At 63.5% G+C, this 25,755-nt stretch carries 26 protein-coding genes; 18 read left to right on the top strand and 8 right to left on the bottom strand.

All coding sequences use genetic code 11. The features are described from left to right. From HU766_RS26285 to HU766_RS22595, 3 genes are all read right to left on the bottom strand, one after another. Nucleotides 1-333, bottom strand: a 333-nt coding sequence (locus HU766_RS26285) for a hypothetical protein (RefSeq protein ID WP_238338651.1), incomplete at its 3' end; no start/stop codon positions are given. Nucleotides 334-830: 497 nt separating this feature from the next. After that, nucleotides 831-2,324, bottom strand: a complete 1,494-nt coding sequence (locus HU766_RS22600; protein WP_033703351.1) for a CoA-acylating methylmalonate-semialdehyde dehydrogenase — start codon at nt 2,322-2,324, stop codon at nt 831-833. A gap of 74 nt (nt 2,325-2,398) precedes the next feature. Further along, nucleotides 2,399-3,745 carry an aspartate aminotransferase family protein gene (locus HU766_RS22595; protein WP_186660718.1) on the bottom strand — a complete coding sequence of 449 codons (1,347 nt, stop codon included), beginning with the start codon at nt 3,743-3,745 and terminating at the stop codon, nt 2,399-2,401. A 118-nt stretch (nt 3,746-3,863) separates the two neighbouring features. Here HU766_RS22595 and HU766_RS22590 point away from each other — a divergent pair, with 118 nt between their 5' ends. From HU766_RS22590 to HU766_RS22565, 6 genes are all read left to right on the top strand, one after another. Further along, a complete protein-coding gene (locus tag HU766_RS22590; RefSeq protein ID WP_033703353.1) occupies nt 3,864-4,781 on the top strand; it encodes a LysR family transcriptional regulator in 918 nt (305 codons plus the stop codon). Nucleotides 4,782-4,871: 90 nt separating this feature from the next. Then, a complete protein-coding gene (locus tag HU766_RS22585; RefSeq protein WP_186660716.1) occupies nt 4,872-5,534 on the top strand; it encodes a TetR/AcrR family transcriptional regulator in 663 nt (220 codons plus the stop codon). 9 nt (nt 5,535-5,543) lie between these two features. After that, nucleotides 5,544-6,128: a YigZ family protein gene (locus HU766_RS22580; RefSeq protein WP_186660714.1), complete on the top strand. Its 585-nt coding sequence runs from the start codon at nt 5,544-5,546 to the stop codon at nt 6,126-6,128. A gap of 370 nt (nt 6,129-6,498) precedes the next feature. Next, complete coding sequence (locus HU766_RS22575) at nt 6,499-7,185, top strand: SDR family oxidoreductase (protein WP_033703357.1); 687 nt, start codon at nt 6,499-6,501, stop codon at nt 7,183-7,185. Between the two features lie 120 nt (nt 7,186-7,305). Continuing rightward, nucleotides 7,306-8,661, top strand: coding sequence for an 8-oxoguanine deaminase (locus HU766_RS22570; protein WP_186660712.1), 1,356 nt, complete (start codon nt 7,306-7,308; stop codon nt 8,659-8,661). Between the two features lie 83 nt (nt 8,662-8,744). Next, nucleotides 8,745-9,692 (top strand): adenosine deaminase, encoded by a 948-nt coding sequence (locus HU766_RS22565; protein WP_186660710.1) that lies wholly within the window; start codon nt 8,745-8,747, stop codon nt 9,690-9,692. Nucleotides 9,693-9,711: 19 nt separating this feature from the next. Here HU766_RS22565 and HU766_RS22560 read toward each other — a convergent pair whose 3' ends face one another. Then, a complete protein-coding gene (locus tag HU766_RS22560) occupies nt 9,712-10,425 on the bottom strand; it encodes a helix-turn-helix transcriptional regulator (RefSeq protein ID WP_033703360.1) in 714 nt (237 codons plus the stop codon). Nucleotides 10,426-10,952: 527 nt separating this feature from the next. Here HU766_RS22560 and HU766_RS22555 point away from each other — a divergent pair. Continuing rightward, on the top strand, nt 10,953-11,150 hold the full coding sequence (locus tag HU766_RS22555) for a hypothetical protein (protein WP_033703362.1): 198 nt from the start codon (nt 10,953-10,955) through the stop codon (nt 11,148-11,150). On the opposite strand, the gene HU766_RS22550 is transcribed toward HU766_RS22555, so the two are convergent. Together HU766_RS22550 and HU766_RS22545 are read right to left on the bottom strand one after the other, a co-directional pair. Beyond that, complete coding sequence (locus tag HU766_RS22550) at nt 11,101-12,282, bottom strand: multidrug effflux MFS transporter (protein WP_033703364.1); 1,182 nt, start codon at nt 12,280-12,282, stop codon at nt 11,101-11,103. The two genes, HU766_RS22555 and HU766_RS22550, sit on opposite strands and share 50 nt — an antisense overlap. A gap of 103 nt (nt 12,283-12,385) precedes the next feature. Continuing rightward, complete coding sequence (locus HU766_RS22545) at nt 12,386-12,583, bottom strand: cation transporter (RefSeq protein ID WP_033703365.1); 198 nt, start codon at nt 12,581-12,583, stop codon at nt 12,386-12,388. Between the two features lie 142 nt (nt 12,584-12,725). On the opposite strand from HU766_RS22545, the gene HU766_RS22540 reads away from it, so the two are divergent. From HU766_RS22540 to HU766_RS22525, 4 genes are all read left to right on the top strand, one after another. Further along, on the top strand, nt 12,726-13,112 hold the full coding sequence (locus HU766_RS22540) for a hypothetical protein (RefSeq protein ID WP_186660708.1): 387 nt from the start codon (nt 12,726-12,728) through the stop codon (nt 13,110-13,112). A gap of 52 nt (nt 13,113-13,164) precedes the next feature. Beyond that, nucleotides 13,165-15,564: a heavy metal translocating P-type ATPase gene (locus tag HU766_RS22535; protein WP_186660706.1), complete on the top strand. Its 2,400-nt coding sequence runs from the start codon at nt 13,165-13,167 to the stop codon at nt 15,562-15,564. Next, the gene (gene cueR / locus HU766_RS22530) at nt 15,561-15,971 is read left to right on the top strand and encodes a Cu(I)-responsive transcriptional regulator (RefSeq protein WP_033703368.1); all 411 of its coding nucleotides are present in this window, start codon (nt 15,561-15,563) and stop codon (nt 15,969-15,971) included. The genes HU766_RS22535 and cueR overlap by 4 nt, the downstream gene beginning before the upstream one ends. 171 nt (nt 15,972-16,142) lie before the next feature. Continuing rightward, complete coding sequence (locus HU766_RS22525) at nt 16,143-18,086, top strand: methyl-accepting chemotaxis protein (protein WP_186660702.1); 1,944 nt, start codon at nt 16,143-16,145, stop codon at nt 18,084-18,086. 64 nt (nt 18,087-18,150) lie between these two features. Here HU766_RS22525 and HU766_RS22520 read toward each other — a convergent pair whose 3' ends face one another. Together HU766_RS22520 and HU766_RS22515 are read right to left on the bottom strand one after the other, a co-directional pair. Further along, a complete protein-coding gene (locus HU766_RS22520; RefSeq protein WP_033703371.1) occupies nt 18,151-18,930 on the bottom strand; it encodes a helix-turn-helix transcriptional regulator in 780 nt (259 codons plus the stop codon). Nucleotides 18,931-19,001: 71 nt separating this feature from the next. Next, nucleotides 19,002-20,279: an acetyl-CoA C-acetyltransferase gene (locus HU766_RS22515; protein WP_186660699.1), complete on the bottom strand. Its 1,278-nt coding sequence runs from the start codon at nt 20,277-20,279 to the stop codon at nt 19,002-19,004. A gap of 118 nt (nt 20,280-20,397) precedes the next feature. Between HU766_RS22515 and HU766_RS22510 the strand changes: the two genes are divergently transcribed. The 7 genes from HU766_RS22510 to HU766_RS22480 all read left to right on the top strand — a co-directional run bounded on the left by HU766_RS22510 (nt 20,398) and on the right by HU766_RS22480 (nt 25,667). Further along, entirely contained in the window at nt 20,398-21,762 is a 1,365-nt protein-coding gene (locus HU766_RS22510; RefSeq protein WP_047583500.1) for a 3-oxoacyl-ACP reductase, read from the top strand. Between the two features lie 2 nt (nt 21,763-21,764). Beyond that, nucleotides 21,765-22,616 carry a MaoC/PaaZ C-terminal domain-containing protein gene (locus HU766_RS22505; RefSeq protein WP_186660697.1) on the top strand — a complete coding sequence of 284 codons (852 nt, stop codon included), beginning with the start codon at nt 21,765-21,767 and terminating at the stop codon, nt 22,614-22,616. Between the two features lie 87 nt (nt 22,617-22,703). Then, a complete protein-coding gene (locus tag HU766_RS22500; RefSeq protein ID WP_033703374.1) occupies nt 22,704-23,009 on the top strand; it encodes a MazG-like family protein in 306 nt (101 codons plus the stop codon). Beyond that, the gene (locus tag HU766_RS22495) at nt 23,006-23,755 is read left to right on the top strand and encodes a methyltransferase domain-containing protein (RefSeq protein WP_186660695.1); all 750 of its coding nucleotides are present in this window, start codon (nt 23,006-23,008) and stop codon (nt 23,753-23,755) included. Before HU766_RS22500 ends, HU766_RS22495 begins: the two co-directional genes overlap by 4 nt. Nucleotides 23,756-23,777: 22 nt before the next feature. Further along, nucleotides 23,778-24,413 (top strand): DUF4136 domain-containing protein, encoded by a 636-nt coding sequence (locus tag HU766_RS22490; RefSeq protein ID WP_186660693.1) that lies wholly within the window; start codon nt 23,778-23,780, stop codon nt 24,411-24,413. 19 nt (nt 24,414-24,432) lie between these two features. After that, nucleotides 24,433-25,002 (top strand): DUF4136 domain-containing protein, encoded by a 570-nt coding sequence (locus tag HU766_RS22485; RefSeq protein WP_095065365.1) that lies wholly within the window; start codon nt 24,433-24,435, stop codon nt 25,000-25,002. A gap of 194 nt (nt 25,003-25,196) precedes the next feature. Continuing rightward, nucleotides 25,197-25,667 carry an A24 family peptidase gene (locus HU766_RS22480; protein WP_186660691.1) on the top strand — a complete coding sequence of 157 codons (471 nt, stop codon included), beginning with the start codon at nt 25,197-25,199 and terminating at the stop codon, nt 25,665-25,667. The last annotated feature ends 88 nt before the right edge of the window (nt 25,668-25,755 follow it).

Raw genomic sequence — 25,755 nt, 5'->3', positions numbered from 1 at the left:
GATGCTGATAATCTTTGTGACTATCAGTCCATACTCACAAGCACCCACACGAATTGCTTGATTCAATTTGTTAAAGAGCGGTTGGTTAAGAGCTTTTCGTCTCAACCGAGGGGCGCATTCTACGCTTTCCTCATTTGCTGTCAAGCGTTTATTTTGAAGTTTTTTGCGATAAACTCGTTTGACTTCAAACACTTGACTCGCTGCGATCTCTCGTAGCGGGAGGCGAATCATACAGCGTTTAGAAGCGCTGTCAACCACCATCTTAACCGCTGACGATCTTTCGATCGGAGCACTTCCACCACTACCTGGCTCGATCAACTCATTGAATTTCAAGGAGTTTTTCGTTCCGACTACGCTGGAAGTGGGGCGCATTATAAGGGGATTCGAAATCGCGTCAACCCTTAATGTTCATTAAAGTGAAATAACCGCAGAAAAGACCGCATCAAGGCTGACAGGTGCCCGCCATTACCCTTTCGGCGCCTATGAGATCGAGCGCCGCCCGCGCGGCGCATCGCGACGCAAGGCCGCTCCTACATTTGTTTCGGGCCAATTATTCCTGTGTGATTGGCGCGCGGCCCTTGGGTGCCCGCCTCAATATCGCATCGTACGAACAAGGCGGTCGCGCGCCAATGCCACAGGCCTCACTGGCCCGAAACAAATGTAGGAGCGGCCTTGCGTCGCGATGCGCCGCGCGGGCGGCGCTCGATCTCATAGGCGCCGTAGAAACCACGGCAGGCCTATCCCAACACCACCACCAACCTCACGACGGACATTTCTGCCCCAAAAAGAAAACGGGGAGGCCTTCCGGCCTCCCCGCTTCACGTCACGCCTTAAAGGCTAGGGAACGCAAACTGCGACGCCTCGTGGCTAGCCCGCTGCGGCCAGCGCTGGGTGATCGCCTTGCGACGGGTATAGAAGCGCACACCATCCGGCCCATAAGCATGCAGGTCACCAAACAGCGAACGCTTCCAGCCACCAAAGCTGTGATAAGCCACCGGTACCGGCAGCGGCACGTTCACACCAACCATGCCCACTTCGATCTCGTCACAGAACAGGCGCGCCGCCTCACCATCACGGGTGAAGATGCAAGTGCCGTTGCCATACTCGTGATCGTTGATCAGTTGCATGGCCTGCTCCAGGCTGTTCACCCGCACCACGCACAGCACAGGGCCGAAGATCTCTTCTTTATAGATGCGCATCTCCGGGGTGACCTTGTCGAACAAGGTGCCACCCACGAAGTAACCATCCTCATTACCCGCCACACGGAAGCCACGGCCGTCCACCACCAGCTTGGCGCCAGCAGCCACACCGTCGTCGATATAGCCAACCACCTTGTCACGGGCAGCAGCCGTTACCAGCGGGCCCATGTCCAGGCCACAAGACGTACCCGCACCGATCTTCAAGGCTTTGATCTGAGGCTCCAGCTTGGCGATCAGCGCATCTGCAACCTGGTCACCCACGCACACCGCCACGGAAATAGCCATGCAACGCTCACCGCACGAACCGTAGGCAGCCCCCATCAGCGCGCTGACGGCGTTGTCCAGGTCAGCATCAGGCATCAGCACGGCGTGGTTCTTCGCACCACCCAGCGCCTGGACGCGTTTGCCGCGCTTGGTGCCTTCGGCATAGATGTACTCGGCAATCGGCGTCGAACCTACGAAGCTCAGGGCTTTTACCTCTGGGGCCTCGATCAGTGCATCCACCGCTTCCTTGTCACCGTGCACCACGTTGAGGATGCCCTTCGGCAGGCCAGCCTCCAGCAGCAGTTGCGCGATGAACAGGGTCGAACTCGGGTCACGCTCGGAAGGCTTGAGAATGAACGCGTTACCGCAGGCAATGGCCAGCGGGTACATCCACAGCGGAACCATGGCCGGGAAGTTGAACGGCGTGATACCGGCAACCACACCCAGCGGCTGGAAGTCGGACCAGGCGTCGATGTTCGGGCCCACGTTGCGGCTGTACTCGCCTTTGAGCACTTCCGGCGCCGCACAAGCAAACTCGACGTTCTCGATACCGCGCTTCAGCTCGCCCGCAGCGTCTTCCACAGTCTTGCCGTGCTCTTCGCTGATCATCTGCGAGATGCGTGCTTCGTTCTGCTCCAGCAGTTGCTTGAAACGGAACATCACCTGGGCACGTTTGGCCGGCGGTGTGTTGCGCCAGGCCGGGAACGCGGCCTTGGCCGAGTCGATGGCTTCCTGCACGGTCGCACGGCTGGCCAGTTCGACCTTGCGCACGGCCTGACCGGTCGACGGGTTGAAGACATCGGCGGTGCGCTCACCCTTGGTAACCAGCTCGCCGTTGATCAGGTGCTGAACAATGCTCATGCATAACTCCAGATAAAAGAGGGGTGTTACAAGCGCGTGATCACCTCACGCGCCTGTCGTCATATTCGCGAAGATCAATCGATCAGATTCAGGGTCTCGCCCACTGCGTCGAACAGGCGGTCCAGTTCCTGCGGCTGGGTGTTGAAGGTTGGGCCGAACTGCAGGGTGTCGCCACCAAAGCGAACATAGAAGCCCGCCTTCCACAGCTTCATCGCCACTTCATAAGGGCGCACGATCGCATCGCCATCGCGGGCAGCGATCTGGATCGCGCCGGCCAGGCCGTAGTTGCGGATGTCGACAACGTTCTTCGCGCCTTTGACACCGTGCAGCAGCTTCTCGAAGTGCGGCGACAGTTCGGCAGCGGCCTGCACCAGGCTTTCCTTCTGCAGCAGGTCCAGCGCGGCGAGGCCGGCGGCGCAGGCCACAGGGTGGGCCGAGTAGGTATAGCCGTGGGGGAACTCCACCGCGTATTCCGGGGTGGGCTGGTTCATGAAGGTCTGATAGATCTCGGTGCTGGCAATTACCGCACCCATCGGGATGGCGCCGTTGGTCACCTGCTTGGCGATGCACATCAGGTCTGGCGTTACGCCGAAAGCTTCAGCCCCGGTCATCGCGCCCATGCGGCCGAAACCGGTGATCACTTCGTCGAAGATCAGCAGGATGTTGTGCTGGGTGCAGATCTCGCGCAGGCGCTTGAGGTAGCCCTTCGGTGGCGGCAGAACACCTGCCGACCCCGCCAGCGGCTCGACAATCACCGCCGCGATGTTCGAGGCATCGTGCAGCTCGATCAGTTTGAGCATCTCGTCAGCCAGGGCGATGCCGCCCTCTTCCGGCATGCCCTTGGAAAAGGCGTTTACCGGCAGCACGGTGTGCGGCAAATGGTCGACGTCCAGCAACTGGCCGAACATCTTGCGGTTGCCGTTCACGCCACCCAGGCTGGTACCAGCGATGTTGACGCCATGGTAACCGCGGGCACGGCCGATGATCTTGGCCTTGCTCGCCTGGCCTTTCAGGCGCCAGTAGGCACGCACCATCTTCAACGCTGTATCGGCGCACTCGGAACCGGAGTTGGTATAGAAGACGTGGTTCAGATCACCCGGAGTCAGCTCGGTGATCTTTTCAGCCAGCTGGAACGACAGCGGGTGGCCGAACTGGAAGGCTGGGGAGTAATCCAGGGTGCCAAGCTGACGGGTTACCGCCTCGGTGATTTCCTTGCGGGTATGCCCGGCACCGCAGGTCCACAAGCCAGACAAGGCGTCGAAAATCTTGCGCCCCTTGTCATCCACAAGGTAGTTGCCTTGCGCCGCCACGATCAGGCGTGGGTCGCGATGGAAATTGCGATTGGCGGTGTAGGGCATCCAGTGCGCATCCAGCTTGAGCTGGCTGGCGATACCGGTGGGGGCGGTTTCGGGCATGTTCATCGGCGGTTCCTCGGAAGACGATTAGGCAACGATGGATGTTGTTGCAGCTAAATTGGCACGGCGATAAAGTCTGAAAAAGCCTGCATTTCTAATCTTCAGATAGGGCAACACTAAACTAATGAGCCGACGCCCCGACCCACTCGCTCAAGTCAGCGATTTTGACATTCGCCTGTTGAAGATCTACCGCAGCGTCGTCGAGTGCGGCGGCTTCTCGGCAGCCGAGAACGTACTCGGGATCGGCCGCTCGGCCATCAGCCAGCAAATGAACGACCTGGAGCAGCGCCTGGGCCTGCGCCTGTGCCAGCGCGGCCGTGCCGGTTTTTCGCTGACCGAGGAAGGCCGCGAGGTCTACCATTCGGCCTTGCAGTTGCTCAGTGCCCTGGAGAGCTTCCGTACCGAGGTCAACGGGCTGCACCAGCACCTGCGCGGCGAGCTGAACATCGGCCTGACCGATAACCTGGTGACCCTGCCGCACATGCGCATTACCCATGCGCTTGCCGAGCTCAAGGACCGCGGCCCTGACGTGCGCATCAACATCCGCATGATCGCCCCCAGCCAGGTCGAGCACGGCGTGCTCGACGGCAGCCTGCATGTTGGCGTGGTGCCACAGACCATCGCCCTGTCAGGCCTTGAATACCAACCGCTGTATAGCGAGCGCTCGCTGCTGTATTGCGCGGTCGGCCACCCGCTGTTCTACGCCGACGATCACCAGATAGACGACGACAGGCTCAACAGCCAGGAGGCCATCACCCCAACCTTCCGCCTGCCGGCCGATGTCCAGGCCCACTACCAGGCGCTGCACTGCACGGCCAGCGCGTCGGACCGCGAAGGCATGGCGTTTCTCATCCTCACCGGGCGCTACATCGGCTACCTGCCAGACCACTACGCCAGCTTCTGGGTGCAGCAAGGCCGGCTGCGGGCCCTCAAGCCCCGCCAGCGCTTCTATGACCTGAGCCTGAGTTGGGTGACACGCAAAGGGCGGCGGCCGAACCTGGTGCTGGAGAGCTTCCTGGATAGCCTGGCTGCGACACGCTGATGCCAGTCTCTGACGCAAACGCTTGTCACTTCGGCGTAGGCAGGTAATCTTGTCCGACAGCCGCTGCCAATGACCCGTACGGAATCGTCCATGACCCTTGAAGTCCCAGCGCATCGCCTCTCCGCCTCGGGCAAGCCCGCCGGCCGCATCCGCCAGAAGAACGAACAGGCCATCATCCAGGCCGCCGAAGACGAATTCGCCCGCCATGGCTTCAAGGGCACCAGCATGAACACCATTGCCCTGAAGGCCGGTTTGCCCAAGGCCAACCTGCATTATTACTTCACCAACAAGCTGGGCCTGTACATTGCCGTGCTGAGCAACATCATCGAGTTGTGGGACAGCACCTTCAACGCCTTGAGCGTCGAGGACGACCCGGGCGAAGCGCTGAGCCATTACATCCGCACCAAGATGGAGTTTTCGCGGCGCAACCCGCAGGCCTCGCGGATCTTCGCCATGGAGGTGATCAGCGGCGGCAGTTGCCTGAACGAGTACTTCAGCGCCGACTACCGCGAGTGGTTCCGTGGCCGGGCAGCGGTGTTCCAGGCCTGGATCGAAGCGGGCAAGATGGACCCGGTCGACCCGGTGCACCTGATCTTCCTGCTCTGGGGCAGCACCCAGCACTACGCCGACTTCGCCACGCAGATCTGCCAGGTCACCGGTCGCAGCCGCCTGACCAAGCAAGACATGGAAGACGCCAGCAACAACCTTATCCACATCATTCTCAAGGGGTGCGGCATCAAGCCGAGTGCCTGACAGCCATTTATGCCTTCTACCCTGCTCGACCTCTGCGAGTTTCGTGAAGAAATCCGCAAAAGCCGTTTCATCACCCTCGCCGGCCCGATTACCAGTGCTGCCGAGGCGATGAGCTTCATCGAACGCCACAGCGACCTGGCCGCTACCCACAACTGCTGGGCCTGGAAGCTGGGCGGCCAGTACCGCAGCAATGACGATGGCGAGCCGGGTGGCACCGCCGGTCGCCCGATCCTGGCGGCTATCGAAGCGCAGGACTGCGATCAGGTGGTGGTGCTGGTGATCCGCTGGTACGGCGGCATCCAGCTGGGCACCGGAGGCCTGGCCAGGGCCTATGGCGGCGGCGCCAACAAATGCCTGCAACAGGCTCCCAAGCGGTTGTTGGTGCAACGCAGCGAATTCACCTGCAGTTGCAGCTTCAGCGAGCTGGCGTTGCTGAAACTGCGCCTGGCAGAGGCTGACGGCCTGGTGCTGGATGAACAGTTCACCGCCAATGGTGTAGACCTGCACATTGCGGTGGGTGAAGCCCAGCTGGCCGCGCTGCAACAGCAGCTGGCCGACCTGAGCCGTGGGCGCATACTGCTCGAAGCACACTGAACATTACGCACATGAACTGTGGGCCTGCCTGTGGATAAGCTTGGGGCACTCTCTTGCAGGCTAGGGTTTTCAAGGTCTGCAGAGCTTTGATCATATTTTGATCACTATTTGATGACAGCTGCAAATGACTGAAACCCTGAGAGTTATCCCCAAACCCGATTCACAAGGCAGCCCCGGCAACCCGTGTAGCTTGCACACAATAACTGTGGAACAGCCTGTGGATAACCCGTTAGCCAATAGGCCAAACGCCCAGCCACACAAGGCCTGGCGCAACTGATCATTAATTAACCAAAGGTGGGCAAGGCGGCAACTGCCAGTCTGCAGTATCCTCAGTACCTTTCTTTTGCAATCGATCAAGGAGCGCGTCCACATGGCCACCGCAAAAACCGCACTCATCATCGGCGCCTCCCGTGGGCTTGGCCTGGGCTTGGTGCAACGCCTGCAAGAGGACGGCTGGAACGTCATCGCCACGGTGCGCGACCCGCAAAAGGCCGGCGCCTTGGCCAGTGTCCCCGGTGTGCGCATCGAGCAGCTGGAGATGAATGACACCGCGCAGCTCGACGGGCTGAAGCAACGCCTGCAAGGCGAAGTGTTCGACCTGCTGTTCGTCAACGCCGGCGTCATGGGCCCGCTGCCACAAGACCTGGAAACCGTCCGCAACCAGGACATCGGCGACCTGTTCATGACCAACGCAGTGGCGCCCATCCGCGTCGCCCGGCGCCTGGTCGGCCAGGTTCGCGAGGGCAGCGGCGTGCTGGCCTTCATGAGCTCGATCCTGGGCAGCGTGACCGTGCCGGACGGCGGTGAAGTCTGCCTGTACAAAGCCAGCAAGGCGGCGCTGAACTCGATGATCAACAGCTTCGTCGTCGAACAGCAGCGCCCCGGCCTTTGCGTACTGGCCATGCACCCTGGCTGGGTGAAGACCGACATGGGCGGCGAGAACGCCGAGATCGACGTACTCACCAGCACCCGCGGCATGCTCGAGCAGATCAAGGCGCAAAGCGGCAAGGGCGGCCTGCGCTTCATCAACTACAAAGGTGAGCCCCTGACCTGGTGAATTGAAAGCTGCGTGGCGAGGCAGTAGACTCGATGCCTCGCCCCCGCGGCGGACCTGGATCAGCAGACAGGGCAACACTGAGCTGGCTAACCTGAACCCACTTTCAGAGGAGCCGGCACCATGCCTGCGACCCGCATCTGGTTGAAATCCCCGCTTGCCATCTTCACCGCCAACGACACCGACGCCCGTGGCGGGCTGGTCATCGAAGACGGCCGTATCACACAGCTTCTGGCCCTCGGCGAAAGCCCCAGCCAACCCTGCGACCACGTGTTCGATGCCCGCGAGCATGTGGTCACCCCGGGCCTGATCAACACCCACCACCACTTCTACCAGACCCTCACCCGAGCCTGGGCACCTGTGGTCAACCAGCCGCTGTTCCCTTGGTTGAAGACGCTGTACCCGGTGTGGGCACGCCTGACCCCCGCGAAACTGGCGCTGGCCAGCCAGGTAGCACTGGCCGAACTGCTGCTGTCGGGTTGCACGACCGCCGCCGATCACCATTACCTGTTCCCCCAAGGCCTGGACAATGCCATCGACGTGCAAGTCGACGTGGTGCGCCAGCTGGGCATGCGCGCGATGCTGACCCGCGGCTCGATGAGCCTGGGCGAAGACGACGGCGGCCTGCCCCCGCAGCAAACGGTGCAACAGGGCGAGGTGATCCTTGCCGACAGCCAGCGGCTTATCCACAGCTACCATGAGCGCGGTGACGGTGCGCAGATCCAGATTGCCCTGGCGCCCTGCTCGCCCTTCTCGGTCACGCCTGAAATCATGCGGGCCAGTGCCACGCTCGCCGAAGAACTGGACGTGCGCCTGCACACCCACCTGGCGGAAACCCTCGATGAGGAAGACTTCTGCCTGCAACGCTTCGGCCTGCGCACAGTGGACTACCTGGACAGCGTCGGCTGGCTCGGCCCACGCACCTGGCTGGCTCACGGCATTCACTTCAATGCCGACGAAATCGCCCGCCTGGGTGCGGCCGGCACCGGCATCTGCCACTGCCCGAGCTCGAACATGCGCCTGGCCTCGGGCATCTGCCCGACCGTGGACCTTGAAGCCGCCGGCGCCCCGCTGGGCCTGGGCGTCGACGGGTCGGCCTCCAACGATGCCTCCAACATGATCCTCGAAGCCCGTCAGGCCCTGTATCTGCAGCGCCTGCGCTATGGCGCCGAGCAGATCACCCCGGAGCGTGCCCTGGGTTGGGCGACACGGGGTTCGGCACGCCTGCTCGGGCGCCAGGACATTGGTGAGCTGGCCGTTGGCAAGCAAGCCGACCTGGCGATGTTCAAACTCGACGAGCTGCGCTTCTCGGGCAGCCATGACCCGCTGTCGGCGCTGCTGCTGTGCGGAGCCGACCGCGCCGACCGGGTCATGGTCGGTGGCCAGTGGCGGGTGGTCGACGGCCAGATCGAAGGCCTGGATATCCAGGGCCTGATCGCCAACCACCGCCAGGCCGCCGCGCAACTGATCGCCGGTTGAGCCAACACAGGGCCTGGCCGGGCGCATTGCCTGGCCAGGCCCTGTAGAATGGCGGCAACCGTACCTGATCGAGATAACCACCTATGTATGACTGGTTGAACGCCCTGCCCAAGGCCGAACTGCACCTGCACCTGGAAGGCTCGCTGGAGCCCGAGCTGCTGTTTGCCCTGGCCGAGCGCAACAAGATCGCCCTGCCCTGGGCCGATGTAGAGGCACTGCGTGGCGCCTATGCCTTCAACAACCTGCAGGAATTCCTCGACCTCTATTACCAGGGCGCGGATGTATTGCGTACCGAGCAGGACTTCTACGACCTGACCTGGGCCTACCTGCAACGCTGCAAGGCGCAGAACGTCATCCACACCGAACCGTTCTTCGACCCGCAAACCCATACCGACCGCGGCATCCCTTTTGAAGTGGTGCTCAACGGCATCAACCAGGCGCTCAAGGATGGCCGTGACCAGCTGGGCATCAGCAGTGGCCTGATCTTGAGCTTCCTGCGCCACCTCAGCGAAGAAGAAGCGCACAAGACACTCGACCAGGCCCTGCCCTTCCGCGATGCGTTCATCGCCGTAGGCCTGGACAGTTCTGAAATGGGCCACCCGCCTAGCAAGTTCCAGCGTGTGTTCGACCGCGCCCGCAGCGAAGGCTTCGTCGCCGTTGCCCACGCCGGTGAAGAAGGCCCGCCCGAATACATCTGGGAAGCCCTGGACCTGTTGAAGATCAAACGCATCGACCATGGCGTGCGCGCCATCGAAGACGAGCGCCTGATGCAACGCATCATCGACGAGCAGATCCCCCTGACCGTCTGCCCCCTGTCGAACACCAAGCTCTGCGTGTTCGACCACATGCGCCAGCACAACATCCTGGACATGCTCGAACGCGGGGTGAAGGTCACGGTCAACTCGGACGACCCAGCCTACTTCGGCGGCTACGTCACCGAAAACTTCCATGCCCTGCACACCCACCTGGGCATGACCGAAGACCAGGCCCGCCGCCTGGCGCAAAACAGCCTGGACGCGCGGCTGGTCTGATTGGCGGGTGGCGTTGCGGTCAGCCGACCTGCAACGTCGTGACGCGGGCAATGCGATTGATGTGCTGGATGCCCAGCGCAGAGATATGCAATGCCCGCGTATCCTCGGACTCGCGCATCCAGCCAGACTGAAGAAACAGCCTGAACAGGGCCTGCCCGAGCACGCCCCCCAGGTGAGGGCCCTGGTTGTTCCAGTCGGTGCAGCGGCAGATCACGCAACCCCGTTGCTGGTGTGGCGCCAGGGCGTCGATGTAGACACCCACCAGTGCCAGCTCGGCCCGCCCTCGCTCACTGACCACCAGTTGACGGTCGGTGCCCTCCAGCCAGCCGGCCGCCACCAGGCGGTGGTACAACTCGCCGGCAAGCTCCCCCCCCAGATGGTCACCGCAACGCCGCGCCCTGCGTAGCGACATAGGCAGTTGCGTGGCAGTCGCCTCGGGCGGGTGCGCTTTGGCGCTGCACAACTGCACGCTGGCCAATGCCTCCACCGCAGCCCCCACCTGCGGGGTCGCCAAGCGGAAGTAGCGTTTACGCCCGCGCGCTTCGTGCCTGAGCAAACCGGCCGAAGACAGCAACGAAAGGTGGGCGCAAGCGGAGGATGACGTCAACCCGGTCATCATCGCGAGTTCGTTCGCCAGGCGCGGCGTGCCGTCGATCAACGCCCAGAGCATGGCACTGCGCTTTGGGTCGGCCATCAGGCTGGCGATCTGGCTGATACTGCTGACTGCGTTCATATCCCTGTAACTCCCTGCACGTTCACATGTGGATGCAATGGCCAACCCTGGCAACGCGGATCGCCTGCCTGATAATTGCCAGCACCGGCAGGGAAACCCCTCTCGCTGACACTGGCTCTGGGGCCAGTATAAGCCGCAGAAAACCCCACTCAGGCAGCCAGCGGATGCGGCCCGCCTGTCTGAAGTCCATTGGGTATGCCTACCCATGCGAGATGATGTGCAGGTTCGTGGAACGCGCCGAAACCGCGCAGATGAACAATGCCCCAGAACTTTGCGGGGCACAGACAGGGCATGAGGAAAAATCGCCCGGAGTACGTTCGGATGCGACCGACAGCAGGCTTCCATAAATAGCGCAAACAAAAGCGAAGCTTCTACATGCTTCCAGGCATTACACCCGGGCAGCATGAAGTAATGTGGGAAATAACAGCGCCACTGACCGTCAGTCAGAACGCAGATACCGGTCATGGCATGCACAGGGCACAGCGCTACACTTCATCCGCTCTCAACCCCATTGGAGGTATGCCGCGATGAAAATTGTCGTCAGTGCGTCGAGCCGCAACCCGATCTGCCCCTGGCAGGTTCAGCTCGACCAACACGTGGTCAGTTTCCGCAGCGAGGCCGAAGCACGTGCCTTCGTCGCCACCTTGGAAACCCGCCTGCAGGCGCCCCACCCGCTTACGCAGGCCGCCTGGCCTGCAAGCGCCGGGTCAGCAGCGCGACACTGACCACCAGTGCCCCGCACAGGCTGATCACCAGTGTCATCGGCACCGCACTGCCATCGTGCAACAACCCGACCAATGCCGCTGCGCCCGCGGCGACGCTGAACTGCAGGCAGCCCATCAATGCCGAGGCGCTGCCTGCCCGTGCACCCTGCCCACTCATGGCGCAGGCCGAGGCATTGGGGATGATGCAGCCCAGGCTTGCGATGCACACGAACAACGGCACCAGCAGCGGCCACAATTGGCTCGGCCGCAGCGCGGCAACGCCAAGCAACAGCAAACCTGCGGCCAGGTACATCCACACTGCGCGCACCAGCAAGAAAGCCGGGCCACGCTTGGCCAGCAAGCGTGCATTGACCTGCGCCACGAGGATAAAACCTGCCGCATTGGTGCCGAATAACCAGCCGTAATGCTCGGCAGGCACGCCATACAGCTTGATGAAGACGAAAGGCGAGCCGGCGATGTAGGCAAACATACCGGCAATGGCAATACCACCGGTCAAGGCATGGCCGAGGAACACCCGGTCATTGAGCAGGCGCAGGTACTGGCGCAACGCCCCCGACAGCGGTTGGCGCGGCATGTCCGCCGGCAGGCTCTCGGGCAGGCCCAGGCTGACCGCCAGCAGGCAGGCGGCACTGAACAGGCTCAGCACCAGGAAGATCGACTGCCAGCCCGCCAGGTTCACCAACACCCCGCCCAGCATCGGCGCGAGGATCGGCGCCAGGCCCATCACCAGCATCAGTTGCGAAAACACTTTGGCCGACGCCACCGGGTCGCACTTGTCACTGACGATCGCCCGCGACAGCACCATCCCGGCGCAACCGCCCAGCGCCTGGACGAACCGCGCCAACACCAGGGTATCGAGGTTGGGGGCATAGGCGCACGCCAGCGAGGCCAGGGTAAACAGTGTCACGCCAAACAGCAGAGGCTTGCGCCGCCCGAAGCGGTCGGCCACCGGGCCATACGCCAACTGCCCGATGGACAGGCCAAGGAAGTAGGCGGCCAAGGTGGTCTGGACGTGTTTTTCATCGGTGGCGAAAGCCTGCGCCATGGCCGGGAAGGCGGGCAGGTAAAAATCGATCGCCAAAGGCCCGAACGCACTCAATGCGCCCAGGATCAGCACCATTCGCAGGTTCATCAGGAATCCATAGCAGGCTAAGCAAGTGCGTAAGTCTACCTGCTAAGGGCTCCATCAGCATGAAAACATTTGCAACAAAAGGGGCACCAAGCGCCCCTGGGCATCAGGCCACTTCGGCTTGATAACCCTCGTCACGGATCGCCGTGAGGATCTGCTCCACCGCCATCGCACTCTGCACCCGCACCTGCTTGCCCGCCAGGTCGACCTCGACCTGAGCCGCGGCATCTTGCGCCTGCACTGCCCGGGTCACCGCTTTGACACAATGGCCACAGGTCATGCCTTGTACATTGAACACTTGCATGGGGTTACCTCCTTCAGGTTTTGACGCAGTTTCAAGCTTGCCATCGGGTCAAGGTCAAGCCCTTGCAAGCGCCTGGGCTGGAAATCCGCGCTCACGTCGGCCAAGCTGCGCCTTTGACGATCAGGCAAGCAGGAGATTATTCATGTTCAGGGCAGCATTGGGCGTCGTCGGGCTTTTGAGCGCGCTGGCTGCGGTGCCACCGGCCAGCGCCGAGGGCAACTCGGACTACAGCGTATTGATCATCTCCCGAGAGCGCCTGGAAGTGGCCACCAGTTGCGAAATTGGCGTCTACCTCAACGACCAGCTTTCCGGGCGCGTGTTCCAGGAGCAGTCCACCTCCTTCAACCTGCCACCCGGCCCAGTGGATGTGCGCCTGCGCCTACTGCCAGGGCAAGCGCCCGGTTGCGCTGCGGGTATCGAAGACCAGCGCAGCACGCGTTTGAACCTGCAGGCGGGCCAGATCAACAAATACCGGATTGCCATGGGCCACAATGGGCTGGAATTGAAGCGCGCCGGCCTCGGCTATTGACCTTGCCTACGTGGCAAGGTTGATGCTGGAGGCCAATCCAAGGAGGACAGCCATGCCCGCATCCACCAAGTTCGACCTGCCGATTTCCGGCATGACCTGCGCCAGCTGTGCCGGCCGCGTCGAGCGCGCCCTGCGCAAGGTCGACGGCGCTGAACAGGTCAGCGTCAACCTTGCCACCGAACAGGCCCGGGTCCAGGCCCCGGCCAGCAGCCTGCCGGCCTTGCTCGACGCCGTGCGTGAAGCCGGCTACGGCGTACCCACCCGCACCGTCGAGCTGCAGATCGGCGGCATGACCTGCGCCAGCTGCGTCGGCCGTGTCGAACGCGCGCTCGGCAAACTGCCCGGGGTCGAGCAGGTCAGCGTCAACCTGGCCAGCGAACGCGCGCACCTCAAGGTGCTCGCGGCCCTCGACGACAGCCTTTTGATCAACACCGTGGAAAAGGCCGGCTACAGCGCCAGCCTGCCGCATGCGGGCAAGAATGAGCAGGGCGATGCCCAGCGCCGCCTGCGCAACGAACGCCTGGCCGTCGCTGCTGCCCTGCTGCTGGCCCTGCCGCTGGTGTTGCCGATGCTGGTGCAGCCCTTCGGCCTGCACTGGATGCTGCCCGCCTGGGCGCAGTTTGTGCTGGCAACGCCCGTGCAGTTCATTCTCGGTGCGCGCTTCTATGTGGCGGCCTGGAAGGCCGTGCGTGCCGGTGCCGGCAACATGGACCTGCTGGTGGCCCTGGGCACCAGTGCCGGCTACGGCCTGAGCCTGTACCAATGGGCACAAGCCCCGGCCGGCATGGCGCCACACCTGTACTTCGAAGCCTCGGCCGTGGTCATTGCCCTGGTCTTGCTGGGCAAATACCTGGAAAGCCGCGCCAAGCGCCAGACCGCCAGCGCCATCCGCGCCCTTGAAGCCCTGCGCCCCGAACGCGCGGTGCGCGTGATAGATGGCCGTGAGGAAGATGTAGCGATCGCCCAGTTGCGGCTCGGTGACCTGGTAGCGGTCAAACCCGGTGAACGGTTCCCGGTCGATGGCCAAGTCGAGGAAGGCAGCAGCCACGCCGACGAGGCCCTGATCAGCGGCGAGAGCCTGCCGGTGCCCAAACAACCTGGCGACCCCGTTACCGGTGGCGCCATCAATGGCGAAGGTCGGCTGCTGGTGCGCACCCAGGCACTGGGTACCGAAACCGTGCTGGCCCGCATCATCCGCCTGGTCGAAGATGCCCAGGCGGCCAAAGCGCCCATTCAGAAGTTGGTGGACCGGGTCAGCCAGGTCTTTGTCCCGGCCGTGCTGGTGATCGCGCTGGTCACCCTGATTGGCTGGTGGCTGGCCGGTGCCCCGCTGGAAACCGCGCTGATCAACGCGGTCGCCGTGCTGGTGATCGCCTGCCCCTGTGCGCTCGGCCTGGCCACGCCGGCGGCGATCATGGCCGGCACCGGCGTGGCCGCCCGCCACGGCATCCTGATCAAGGACGCCGAGGCCCTGGAGCGTGCCCATGCGGTCAACCGGGTGGTCTTCGACAAGACCGGTACCCTCACCTCCGGCAGCCCCCGGGTGGTCCACAGCCAGGCACTGGTCGGCAGCACCGCCGAGCTGCACCGCTTGGCCGGCGCCCTTCAGCGCGGCAGTGAGCACCCGTTGGCCAAGGCCGTGCTGGATGCGTGCGCCGAGCAGCAGTTGGAGGTGCCTACGGTGGTCGACAGCCAGTCGCTGACTGGGCGGGGTATCGCCGGGCACGTGGAAGGCCGTGATCTGGCCCTGGGCAATCGCCGCCTGCTTGATGAAAGCATGCTGCAACCCGGTGGCCTGGCCGCCAAGGCCCACGCCTGGGAAGCCGAAGGCCGTACGCTGTCGTGGCTTGTCGAGCGCGGCGCACAACCCCGGGTGCTGGGCCTGTTCGCCTTCGGCGACAGCCTCAAGCCGGGTGCTGCGCAGGCTATCGATACCCTGCACGCACAACACATCAGCAGCCACCTGCTGACCGGCGACAACCGCGGCAGCGCCAAAGTGGTTGCCGACGCCCTCGGCATCGACGACGTGCACGCCGAAGTGCTGCCAGCCGACAAGGCCGCCACGGTGACGGCGCTCAAAGAGGACGGCGTGGTGGCGATGGTAGGCGACGGCATCAACGATGCCCCGGCCCTTGCCGCGGCCGACATCGGCATCGCCATGGGCGGTGGCACAGATGTGGCCATGCAGGCCGCTGGCATCACCCTGATGCGCGGTGACCCCCGCCTGGTACCGGCCGCCCTGGAGATCAGCCGCAAGACCTACGCGAAGATCCGCCAGAACCTGTTCTGGGCGTTCATCTACAACCTGGTCGGTATCCCCTTGGCCGCGCTGGGTTACCTCAACCCGGTACTGGCCGGCGCCGCCATGGCCCTGTCCAGCGTCAGTGTGGTCAGCAATGCGCTGTGGCTGAAGACCTGGAAACCCACCAGCAGCGCCCAGGAGGCTCCATGAACATCGGCCAGGCCGCCCGCCGCAGCGGGCTCAGCACCAAGATGATCCGCTATTACGAGTCCATCGGCCTGCTCAAGCCGGCCACCCGCAGCGACAGCGGCTACCGCCTGTACCAGCCAGAAGACCTGCACAGCCTAGCGTTCATCAAGCGCTCGCGCGATCTGGGGTTTTCCCTGGAAGAGGTCGGCAAACTGCTGACGCTCTGGCAAGACCGCCAGCGCGCCAGTGCCGACGTCAAGGCGCTGGCCATGCAGCATATCGACGAGCTGAACCGGCGCATCGAAGAGCTGGTGAGCCTGCGCGATACCCTCGGCGATCTGGTTTCCCACTGCCAGGGGGATGAGCGGCCGGACTGTCCGATCCTCAAGGATCTGGCCAACGGCAAGGTGAGCGAATGTTGCCGCTGAGCCGCGCGGCGAGGCTTTGGTATGCCATATTCGCCTAAACACGACCGAATCATCGCCTGCTGCGACATTCCCTAATAAATACGGGCATTTGCCTTCATCTAATCCCGGGCGCTGCCGATGCAGTAACTACCTGCCTCGTGTGTCGACAATATAAAAATTCCGGGAGCGTCGATGAGCATCAAACAGAAACTGACCTGGGCATTCGCGGTCATCGCCGGCTTGCCCATCGTTCTCGTGGCCACCTTGGTGGTCCTCAACCTGCGCGGCGAAGCCCGCGATGGATTCCTCGACAGCAGCAGCCGGGAAATTCGCCAGGTCAGCAACGCGATGAACATCTTCTTCCAGGGCATCAACCAGAACGTCGAATACCTGGCTTCGCAACCGATGATCGCGGCCACAGGCAACAACCTGAACAAGTTCATGAGCGCCAACCCGTCATATGAACTGGGCGATCAGGACAAGCAAGTGCTCGAATTCTTCACCCGCCTGGCCGATTCGCACCCGGGTTACGCCTACCTTTCCTACGGTGTAAGTGACGGCGGCTATGTCGGCTGGCCGGCGGGGCAGAAGTTCGTCAACTACGACCCGCGCCCTCGCCCCTGGTACCAGCTGGCCATGGCCAACCCAGGCAAGACCCTGCGTACCGGCGCCTACTACTGGGCTGCCGACGACGCCGTGCTGGTGAGCACCGTGCGCGCCGTGGCCAACCAGCTTGGCAACCCAGGCGGCGTGGTCAACATCGACGTTTCGCTCAAGGGCCTGACGCAGATCGTCCAGCAGATCAAGCTGGGCGAAAGCGGCTACCTGATGCTGGTGGAAAACAACGGCAACGTGATGGTCGACCCGCGCGATGCCAGCCACAACTTCAAGCAACTGGGCAGCTTCGGCGACGGCTATGCCGCCCTGGCCAAGGGAGGTAAAGGCCTGGTCGAGGTCGAGCTGAACGGCGTGCGCTACATGGCCAACATCTACCCCGACGAACAACTGGGCTGGACCTTCATCGGCCTGATCGAGCAGAGCGAGGTGATGCAGACCACCACCCGCCTGACGTGGCTGATCGGCACCATCGCCCTGGTGCTGGCAGCACTGTTCGCCGTGGTCGGTGCAGCCTTCGCCAAGCTGATCGTGCGCCCGATCAACAGCGTTACCAGTGGCCTGGAAGACATTGCCCAGGGCGAAGGCGACCTGACCCGCAACCTGGAAGTACGCGGCCGTGACGAAACCGCCCAGCTTGCCAACTGGTTCAACCAGTTCCTCGGCGCGATTCGCAGCCTGATCCAGCACATCGGCGCTGCAGCCAGCAAGATCCTCAGCACCTCCACCAGCTCGACCCAGGTGTCCAACGACATGGCCGAGGCTGCCGGGCGCCAGCGTGAAGCCGTGGACATGGTTTCCACCGCTTTCCACGAAATGGTCGCCACCGCCAACGAAGTCGCCCGCTCCTGCAGCCAGGCGGCGCAGTCGGCCGACAGCGGCCAGCAGCAGGCCCGTGAGGGCCAGCAGCAAATCGATGCGGCGGTGCACAGCGTCGATCGCCTGAGCCAGGAAATCGAGCAGTCGGCACAGTCGATCCAGCAGCTGGAGCGCGACAGCAACGCCATCCAGTCGATCCTCGGCACCATCCGCTCGATTGCCGAGCAAACCAACCTGCTGGCGCTCAACGCCGCGATCGAGGCCGCCCGCGCCGGTGAACAGGGCCGGGGCTTCGCCGTGGTCGCCGACGAAGTGCGGGCGCTGGCCAAGCGTACTGCCGACTCCACCGCCGAGATCGACGGCCTGCTGGGCAACCTGGCCAGCCGCACTGCCGAAGTCGCCGAGCAGATGCACGCCAGCCTGGAAGTGTCGCAGCAGTCGGTCAGCCGCATTGGCCTGGCCCGCGATAGCTTTGGCCAGATCCGTGAGTCGGTGGATGTGATTCGCGACATGAACACGCAGATCGCCACGGCCGCCGAAGAGCAGCACCAGGTAGCCGAGGACATCAACCGGCACATCAGCCAGATCCACGGCGATGCGCAGTTGGTGGCCGAACTTGCCCAGGCTGCGCGGCAGGACTCACAAAGCCTGGCAGGGCTGTCCAACGAACTGGATGCACTGGTGCGACGCTTCCGCACCTGATCGGCCAACCGGCCTCTGTTACCGGTCTCTGGGGTTCACCTAGGCCGGTACAGGGCGCTGGAGGTTAAAACTTCAGCTCCCCCGGCGTCGCCCCGAACAATTGCTTGAACGCTGCGATGTAAGCCGAGGTCGAGTCATAACCGCAGCCCAACGCCGCCTCCGTCACGTTATCCCCCGCCTCCAGCAACGCCAGCGATGACAACAGCCGCATACGCTGCCGCCAATTGCGAAAACTCAACCCGGTCTCCCGCTGAAACAGCCGCATCAGCGTCTTTTCCGAACATGCCAATTGCTGCGCCCATTGCTGCAGGGTCTGTGGCTGGTCTGGCGCGGCGATCAGGCCATTGCACAGCGCCAGCAACCCGGGATGCCGTGGCAGCGGCAACGAAAAGCCCACCTCTGGCAACGTGCGCAACTGGTCGAGCAGCACCGCGACCAATCGCGCCTCGGCGCTGTCCCCTTCCGGGTAGTCTGCCGGGAGCAGGCAGAACTGCTTGATCAACTCCCGCGCCAACGGCGTCACCTCCAGCACCCGGCAGTGCTCCGGTGCCCACGGGCAGGCATCGCGGCGAACGTACAGGCTGCGCATTTCGGCCTGCATCGATGTCACCACCTCGTGTTCGGCATCCGCAGGCACCCACACGCCCCACTGGGGGGGCGCGAAATAGCTGCCTTCGCGGGTGTATACACCCAGCACGCCGCTGATGGCGTAGGAGAACTGCACCCAATCGTGCTGATGGCGGGTGGTCCAGGAGCCGGCACCGAGGCTTTCGGCGCGGGCATACAGCGGCCTGGGCAGATGGTCCAATGCGGGGATGGGCCGTGGGTGTCCGATGATCGGCATGGCGGTTTCTTGTAGTTCTGATCGGACAAGCCTAACAGCTGGGGGGATGACTGTGGCGCCCTCCCGCAAGATCACCGCTCGACGATAACCGTCACCCCCTGCCCACCCGCCGCACAGATCGAGATCAACCCGCGCCCCTTGCCTGCCGTCGCCAGCAGCTTGGCCAGGTTGGCCAGCACCCGCCCTCCCGTCGCCGCGAACGGATGCCCCGCCGCCAACGAACTGCCCTTGACGTTGAGCTTGCTGCGATCGATCGCGCCAAGCGCTGCGTCCAGCCCCAGCCGCTCACGGCAATAGTCCGCGTCCTCCCAGGCCTTGAGCGTACACAACACCTGGGCAGCGAACGCTTCGTGGATTTCGTAATAGTCAAAGTCTTGCAGGGTCAGGCCATTGCGCGCCAACAAGCGCGGCACCGCATACACCGGCGCCATCAACAGGCCTTCGCGGCCGTTGACGAAATCCACCGCAGCGGTTTCGCCGTCCACCAGATAGGCCAGCACCGAGAGCCCCTGTTCCTGCGCCCAGGCTTCGCTGCCCAGCAGCACCAGCGAAGCACCGTCGGTCAACGGTGTGGAATTGCCTGCCGTCAGCGTGCCCAGGCCGCTGCGGTCGAAGGCTGGCTTGAGCTTGGCCAGTTGTTGCAGGGTCAGGTCCGGGCGCAGGTTGTTGTCACGGCCCAACGCCAGAAATGGCGTGAGCAGGTCGTCCTGCCAACCTTCGGCATAAGAAGCTGCCAACCGTTGATGGCTGAGCAAGGTCAGTTCGTCCTGTGCACTGCGCTCAATCTGCCAGGCCTGTGCCATTCGCTCGCAATGCTCGCCCATCGACAGGCCTGTGCGCGGCTCGCCATTACGGGGTAACTCAGGTTTCAGGTGGCCAGGGCGCAATTTGAGAAAAGGTTTGAGCCGTTCAGCCAGGCTTTTGCCGCGGTTGGCCTCCAGCAGGATGTGGCGCAACCCTTCGTTGACGGCAATGGGCGCATCGGAGGTGGTATCCACGCCGCCCGCAATGCCGCTGTCGATCTGCCCCAGGGCAATCTTGTTGGCCACCAGCAGTGCAGCCTCCAGCCCCGTGCCGCAGGCCTGCTGGATGTCGTAGGCCGGCGTGCGCGGCGACAAGCGTGAACCGAGCACGCATTCGCGGGTCAGGTTCATGTCACGCGAATGCTTGAGCACCGCGCCTGCCACCACTTCGCCCAGCTGAAGCCCATGCAAGCGGTAGCGCTCGATCAGGCCCTCGAGGGCGACGGTCAGCATCGCCTGGTTGCTGGCGGTGGCGTAGGCGCCATTGGAGCGGGCGAACGGGATTCGGTTGCCGCCCAGGATCGCGACCCGGCGAGGTGAACGCATGCGCATGTTCCTCCTGAAACAATTTAAACCGTACAGCCTAGGTGTTTTTACCGCATTCGAACGACCTTGCCACAAAGTTGGTCCACACTTTCAAGCTTGCCTTCAGGGAGACCCACTCATGAGCGATCGCTACCTCGGCTTTGCCAACTCCAACCTCGGCCGCCGCCTTGTGGATGCCCTTGGCCTGCCACACCCGGCCCCGCTGGAGCGCTGGCAGGCCGGCCGCCTGCGCCCGGTGGAGGGCGCCCTGGTAATCGGTGGCGGGCCACTGACAAGCCGGGTCGAGGCTATCGCCCCGCGCCTCACCGACGAACTCTACAGCTTCAATGCCGAAGGCTTGCAGGCACAGGCCTGGGTGGCGGGCCTGGGGCCGAAGCTAAAGGCCGTGGTGTTCGATGCCACTCATCTGTCCGACAGCGACGAATTGAAGCAGTTGCGCGAATTCTTCCAGCCATTGCTGCGCAGCCTGGCGCCTTGCGCCCACGTGGTGATTCTCGGCCGCGCCCCGGAGAGCCTCGACGACCCACTGGCCAGTGTCGCGCAACGTGCACTCGAAGGTTTCAGCCGCTCGCTGGCCAAAGAGCTGCGCAACGGTGCGACCGCGCAGTTGCTGTATCTCGCTGAAGGTGCCGAAGACCAACTGGAAGACCAACTGGAAGGTGCCCTGCGTTTTTTCCTCTCGCCCAAGAGCGCGTTCATTTCTGGCCAGGTCCTGCGCCTTGAAACCTGCGCCAGCCAGGTCGAGGATTGGACCCGCCCGCTTGGCGGCCGTCGCGCCCTGGTGACCGGTGCGGCACGCGGTATCGGCGCGGCCATCGCCGAAACCCTGGCGCGCGACGGCGCTGAAGTGGTGCTGCTGGATGTGCCGCAAGCGCGGCAAGACCTCGAAGCCCTCGCCGCGCGGCTAGGCGGCCAGGCGCTGGGCCTGGACATCTGCGCCAACGACGCAGCAGCGCAACTGCTCGAAGCTCTGCCTGGGGGTATCGACATCGTGGTGCACAACGCAGGCATCACCCGTGACAAGACATTGGCCAACATGACCCCGGAATACTGGGACGCCGTGCTGGCGGTCAACCTCAAGGCGCCGCAGGTGCTCACCCAGGCGTTGTACGACGCTGGCGCGCTCGGTGACAACGCGCGCATCACCCTGCTGGCCTCGGTCAGCGGCATCGCCGGTAACCGTGGGCAGGCCAACTACGCGGCGAGCAAGGCCGGGCTGATCGGCTTCGCCGAAGCCTGGGCGCCAAAGCTCGCCGAGCGCGGTGCCAGCATCAATGCCGTGGCCCCCGGCTTCATCGAAACGCACATGACCGCCGCCATGCCCATGGGGCTGCGCGAGGCCGGGCGCCGCTTGAGCTCACTGGGCCAGGGCGGGCGGCCACAGGATGTCGCCGAGGCCATCGCCTGGCTCAGCCAGCCGGGCTCCGGTGCGGTCAATGGCCAGGTCCTGCGGGTCTGTGGCCAGGCACTGATGGGAGCCTGACCATGAGCAGACATTGGCACGACCTGCACGCCCCGGACTCACGCGCCAGCCTCTACCTGCGCGCGGCCAGTAAACGCAAAATCAGCGGCGACAGCCTGCCGAACACAGGCCTGCGCTGCGTCGTTCGGGCCCAGCCCGACAACCTTGCGGCCTACCGCCGGCTCTGCCACTTCACCGACGATGGCCGCTTGCCGGGCACTTATCCACATGTCATGGCCTTCCCCCTCCAGTTGCAGCTGCTGACCGGCCACGACTTCCCCTTCCCACTGCTCGGGCTGGTGCATCTGTATAACCGCATCGAGGTGCTGCGCCCCCTGGGTGGCATCGATGGGTTACGGTTTGCGGTGTACGCCGACAACCTGCAACCTCATGCCAAGGGCGGCACCTTCGACCTGATCACCGAAGCCGAAGATGGCTTGGGCCTGCTCTGGCGCGAAACCAGCCGCATGCTGGTACGCGGGCTGCACCTGGAAGGCCAGGCCAGTGAGCTGGCAGAGCACGAACCGGGCCCACTGGCAGAGGCGAGCCGCTGGTATGCAGACAGCGATATCGGCCGGCGTTATGCCAAGGTGTGCGGGGACTACAACCCCATCCACCTGAGCGCCGCCAGTGCGCGACTGTTCGGGTTTCCCAAGGCCATTGCCCATGGCATGTGGAGCCAGGCCATGGCGCTTGCGGCGTTGCGCGGGCACCTGCCGAACAGTGGCTATGGCTTCGAGGTGGATTTCCTGAAGCCGGTGCGGTTGCCATCGGAGGTGGTGCTCAGTGCCAGTGAGGCAGGGCCCGCTGGGGAACTGCGGCTGGATGGGCATGGCGAGTTGCTGCACATGCTCGGGCGTTGGGACCAGCTCTAGGCCGTGTGGCGGCTGCGCAGCCGCCCCCGAATCCTCTTGCTTTGCATCGGACCTGCGCCGAAGCTATGCGGCATTAGGAGAGCCCCGATGAACCTGCAAGAACTCACCGAACGCCTGCACAAGATCCGCGACAACAACGACTGGCGCGGCTTCCACAGCCCGAAGAACCTGGCCATGGCCGCCAGCGTCGAAATGGCCGAGCTGGTGGAAATCTTCCAGTGGCTGAGCGAAGACCAATCCCGCCAGTTGCCCGCCGACAAACTCGCCCACGCAGGCCAGGAGGTGGGCGATGTGGTCCTCTACCTGTTGCTGCTGTGCAGCGAGCTGGGCCTGGACATGGACCAGGTGGTACGGGCCAAACTGGCCGACAGCGAGAGGCGCTTCGCGCGATGAACGACCGTCACTTCGATGAACTGGCCACGCGCTTCGCCGAAAAGATCTACGGCGGTGCCAAAGGTGCAATTCGCCTGGCCGTGCTGCAAGCCGACCTGGCCGAAACATTGCCCGACCGCCCGCTGCGCATTCTCGATATCGGCGCAGGCCTGGGCCACATGGCCCTGTGGCTGGCTGAGCGCGGCCACCAGCTGACCCTGGCCGAGCCCGCCGCGCCCATGCTCGACGGTGCCCGTGTGCGCTTTGCCGAAGCGGGCCAGACGGCCACCTTCATCCAGGCGCCGTGGCAGGACCTGCTCGGCCAACTCACCGAACCCTACGACCTTGTGCTGTGCCACGCTGTGCTTGAATGGCTGGCCGAACCCGAAAGCATCCTGCCCGTGCTGCATCAGCTGACCGCGCCCAGCGGGTGGCTTTCGCTGGCCTTCTACAACCGCGACGCGCTGGTCTATCGCAACCTGCTCAAGGGCCATTTCCGCAAGTTGCGCAGCAACCGCCTGGAAGGTGAAAAGCAGAGCCTGACCCCACAAAAACCACTTGATCCACGTGAGCTCAAGGCGCAACTTGAGCCTATGTGGCAGGTCGAAAGCCAGAGTGGTGTCAGGGTGTTCCACGACTACATGCCCAAGGAGTTCCAGGCCAAGGCCGAACTGCTCGACCTTCTGGAAATGGAACTGGCCCACCGCAGGCACCCAAGCTTTGCCGGGCTCGGTCGCTACCTGCACTGGATCTGCCGCCCCCGCTGACCCCGCCCGCCGGGAGGAATACATGCCGTACCGTCTGTTGTGCCTGGCCCTGCTGCCCCTCGCCCTGGCTGGCTGCCAGGGCAGCAACCCGTATGTCGCCAGCGGCCGCCCCATACCGCCCGCGCCTGCTGCGGCTGCCACCACCTTCGACGCCAGTGCCTACCCGGCACCGGCCCGTGACTATGGGCACTATCGCAGCTGGAGCTGGCGTGGCGGCCAGTTGCCCAGCGGCACGGCCAATGCCGACCCGGCGCAACTGGCCGATGCCATCAGCGGCGCGCTCGACCAGCATGGCCTGCGCCCGGCACGGGGCAGCACCGGCGATCTACTGGTAAGCGCCGACATGCGCCTGGAAAAACGCCTGCGCCAAGTGCGCGACTATGACACCTACGACCCCTACTACGGCCCCTACCCCTACGGGGGCGTCGGTTATGGCGGCTACCGCAATGGCTACGGTGCCTATGCCAGCGCACCGATCGTGCGTACCTACGAGGTCGAGGTAATGGTGGTGCGCATCGATCTGTTCGACGCGCGCAACGGCCAGCCGGTGTGGAGCGCCAGTGCTGAAAGCAATAGCGACAAGGACTCGCCGCGTGATCGCGAAAGTGCCTTGCGTGATTCTGTGCACAAGGCGCTCAGCGGCTATCCTCCCAGTTAACGTCTACCGGAGAACCATCATGTTGCGCCGTCTCGTTCTACTGTCATTTGCGCTATTACTTGCGGCCTGCTCCAGCAACAACGTCCAGCATGATTTCGACGCCAGCCGCGATTTTGCCGCCTACCGCAGTTGGGCGTGGCAAGAACCCGGCTTGCAGTACCGCCCGGACGACCCCCGAATCAAGAGCGACCTGACCGAGCAGCGCATTCGCCAGGCGGTTGCCGGCCAGCTCGACCAGCGTGGCCTGCGCCCGGTGCAGGGCACGGCACGGCCTGACCTGAACGTACGCACGTACCTGATCGTCGAACAGCGCCAGCAACAGATCACCACCAACTACGGCGGTGGGTGGGGTGGCTACTGGGGCGGCTACTGGGGCGGCCCGATGTACAACGAAACCCGCAGTGTCGACTACAAGGTCGCCACCATTCAGGTCGACATGTTCGATGGGCGTGACGGCAAGCTGGTGTGGCGTGGCAGTGCCGAACAGATCATGAACAACTACCCGCCAAGCCCGGAGGAACGCAATACCGCCATTCACAATACCGTGGCCAAGGTATTGGCCAACTACCCGCCGGGTAGCAAGAAGTAGCAGTTAGCGGGAGCGGCCTTGCATTGCGATAGGGCCGCCCCCAAAAGCGCTGTGCCAACCGCGACATAATCCATTTCGACCACGCCTTTTTTCGTTGCCAACTGCACTCCCCTGCACGTTCCCGTCTATCTTCAGTTAAGGAAACCTGACTGACCGGGTAGAAGTGTTCAACAATTAGGGAAGGCGACCTGCCAATGCAAAGCATTGTTCTCTTGATGTGGCTTGCCTTGTGCTCCGAACAGGATGTGCGTCAACGCCAGATATCCAACCTGCTGACACTCGGCGTCGCGGCCTGCGCCCTGGCTTGGCTGTTCGCTACCGGCCACAGCTGGATCGGCGCCGAGGCCAGCGACGCCGGTTGGGCGCTGGCCATTGTCATGCTGCTGACCCTACCCGGCTACATGCTCGGGCGCTTCGGTGCCGACGACGTCAAGCTGATGGGCGCACTGGCCCTCGCCACCAGCCCTCAGTATGTACTCGGCACCTTCATCGGGGCGGGCGTCACGGTGCTGCTGTGGCTGCTCACCCGTCGCCGGTTGTGGACCCTGCTCAACCCCAAGGTAAAGAAGCGCTTGCAGGTCCTCACGGAGCAGATGGGCGACAAGCAGGCCTTCGTGCCCTACGTATTGGCAGGCTTTCTTCTGACAGCGGTATGGATCCAATAATCACATCTGTGGTCCGATAACTTGTACGAGCCTTGTACAGACTCGCAAACTACGACTACTTTTAAACTGCCAGAGCGTCTGGCCCGGG

This window comes from Pseudomonas sp. SWRI77, from assembly GCF_014269105.1.
Taxonomy (GTDB): domain Bacteria; phylum Pseudomonadota; class Gammaproteobacteria; order Pseudomonadales; family Pseudomonadaceae; genus Aquipseudomonas; species Aquipseudomonas capeferrum.
The sequence above is the reverse complement of the archived record's forward strand: the minus strand, read 5'-3'. Positions and strand labels throughout refer to the sequence as shown.

Coding starts and splice junctions, on each gene's coding strand:
- HU766_RS22600 (WP_033703351.1), bottom strand. CDS start 2,324: ATGAGCATTGTTCAGCACCTGATCAACGGCGAGCTGGTTACCAAGGGT.
- HU766_RS22595 (WP_186660718.1), bottom strand. CDS start 3,745: ATGAACATGCCCGAAACCGCCCCCACCGGTATCGCCAGCCAGCTCAAG.
- HU766_RS22590 (WP_033703353.1), top strand. CDS start 3,864: ATGAGCCGACGCCCCGACCCACTCGCTCAAGTCAGCGATTTTGACATT.
- HU766_RS22585 (WP_186660716.1), top strand. CDS start 4,872: ATGACCCTTGAAGTCCCAGCGCATCGCCTCTCCGCCTCGGGCAAGCCC.
- HU766_RS22580 (WP_186660714.1), top strand. CDS start 5,544: ATGCCTTCTACCCTGCTCGACCTCTGCGAGTTTCGTGAAGAAATCCGC.
- HU766_RS22575 (WP_033703357.1), top strand. CDS start 6,499: ATGGCCACCGCAAAAACCGCACTCATCATCGGCGCCTCCCGTGGGCTT.
- HU766_RS22570 (WP_186660712.1), top strand. CDS start 7,306: ATGCCTGCGACCCGCATCTGGTTGAAATCCCCGCTTGCCATCTTCACC.
- HU766_RS22565 (WP_186660710.1), top strand. CDS start 8,745: ATGTATGACTGGTTGAACGCCCTGCCCAAGGCCGAACTGCACCTGCAC.
- HU766_RS22560 (WP_033703360.1), bottom strand. CDS start 10,425: ATGAACGCAGTCAGCAGTATCAGCCAGATCGCCAGCCTGATGGCCGAC.
- HU766_RS22555 (WP_033703362.1), top strand. CDS start 10,953: ATGAAAATTGTCGTCAGTGCGTCGAGCCGCAACCCGATCTGCCCCTGG.
- HU766_RS22550 (WP_033703364.1), bottom strand. CDS start 12,282: ATGAACCTGCGAATGGTGCTGATCCTGGGCGCATTGAGTGCGTTCGGG.
- HU766_RS22545 (WP_033703365.1), bottom strand. CDS start 12,583: ATGCAAGTGTTCAATGTACAAGGCATGACCTGTGGCCATTGTGTCAAA.
- HU766_RS22540 (WP_186660708.1), top strand. CDS start 12,726: ATGTTCAGGGCAGCATTGGGCGTCGTCGGGCTTTTGAGCGCGCTGGCT.
- HU766_RS22535 (WP_186660706.1), top strand. CDS start 13,165: ATGCCCGCATCCACCAAGTTCGACCTGCCGATTTCCGGCATGACCTGC.
- cueR (WP_033703368.1), top strand. CDS start 15,561: ATGAACATCGGCCAGGCCGCCCGCCGCAGCGGGCTCAGCACCAAGATG.
- HU766_RS22525 (WP_186660702.1), top strand. CDS start 16,143: ATGAGCATCAAACAGAAACTGACCTGGGCATTCGCGGTCATCGCCGGC.
- HU766_RS22520 (WP_033703371.1), bottom strand. CDS start 18,930: ATGCCGATCATCGGACACCCACGGCCCATCCCCGCATTGGACCATCTG.
- HU766_RS22515 (WP_186660699.1), bottom strand. CDS start 20,279: ATGCGTTCACCTCGCCGGGTCGCGATCCTGGGCGGCAACCGAATCCCG.
- HU766_RS22510 (WP_047583500.1), top strand. CDS start 20,398: ATGAGCGATCGCTACCTCGGCTTTGCCAACTCCAACCTCGGCCGCCGC.
- HU766_RS22505 (WP_186660697.1), top strand. CDS start 21,765: ATGAGCAGACATTGGCACGACCTGCACGCCCCGGACTCACGCGCCAGC.
- HU766_RS22500 (WP_033703374.1), top strand. CDS start 22,704: ATGAACCTGCAAGAACTCACCGAACGCCTGCACAAGATCCGCGACAAC.
- HU766_RS22495 (WP_186660695.1), top strand. CDS start 23,006: ATGAACGACCGTCACTTCGATGAACTGGCCACGCGCTTCGCCGAAAAG.
- HU766_RS22490 (WP_186660693.1), top strand. CDS start 23,778: ATGCCGTACCGTCTGTTGTGCCTGGCCCTGCTGCCCCTCGCCCTGGCT.
- HU766_RS22485 (WP_095065365.1), top strand. CDS start 24,433: ATGTTGCGCCGTCTCGTTCTACTGTCATTTGCGCTATTACTTGCGGCC.
- HU766_RS22480 (WP_186660691.1), top strand. CDS start 25,197: ATGCAAAGCATTGTTCTCTTGATGTGGCTTGCCTTGTGCTCCGAACAG.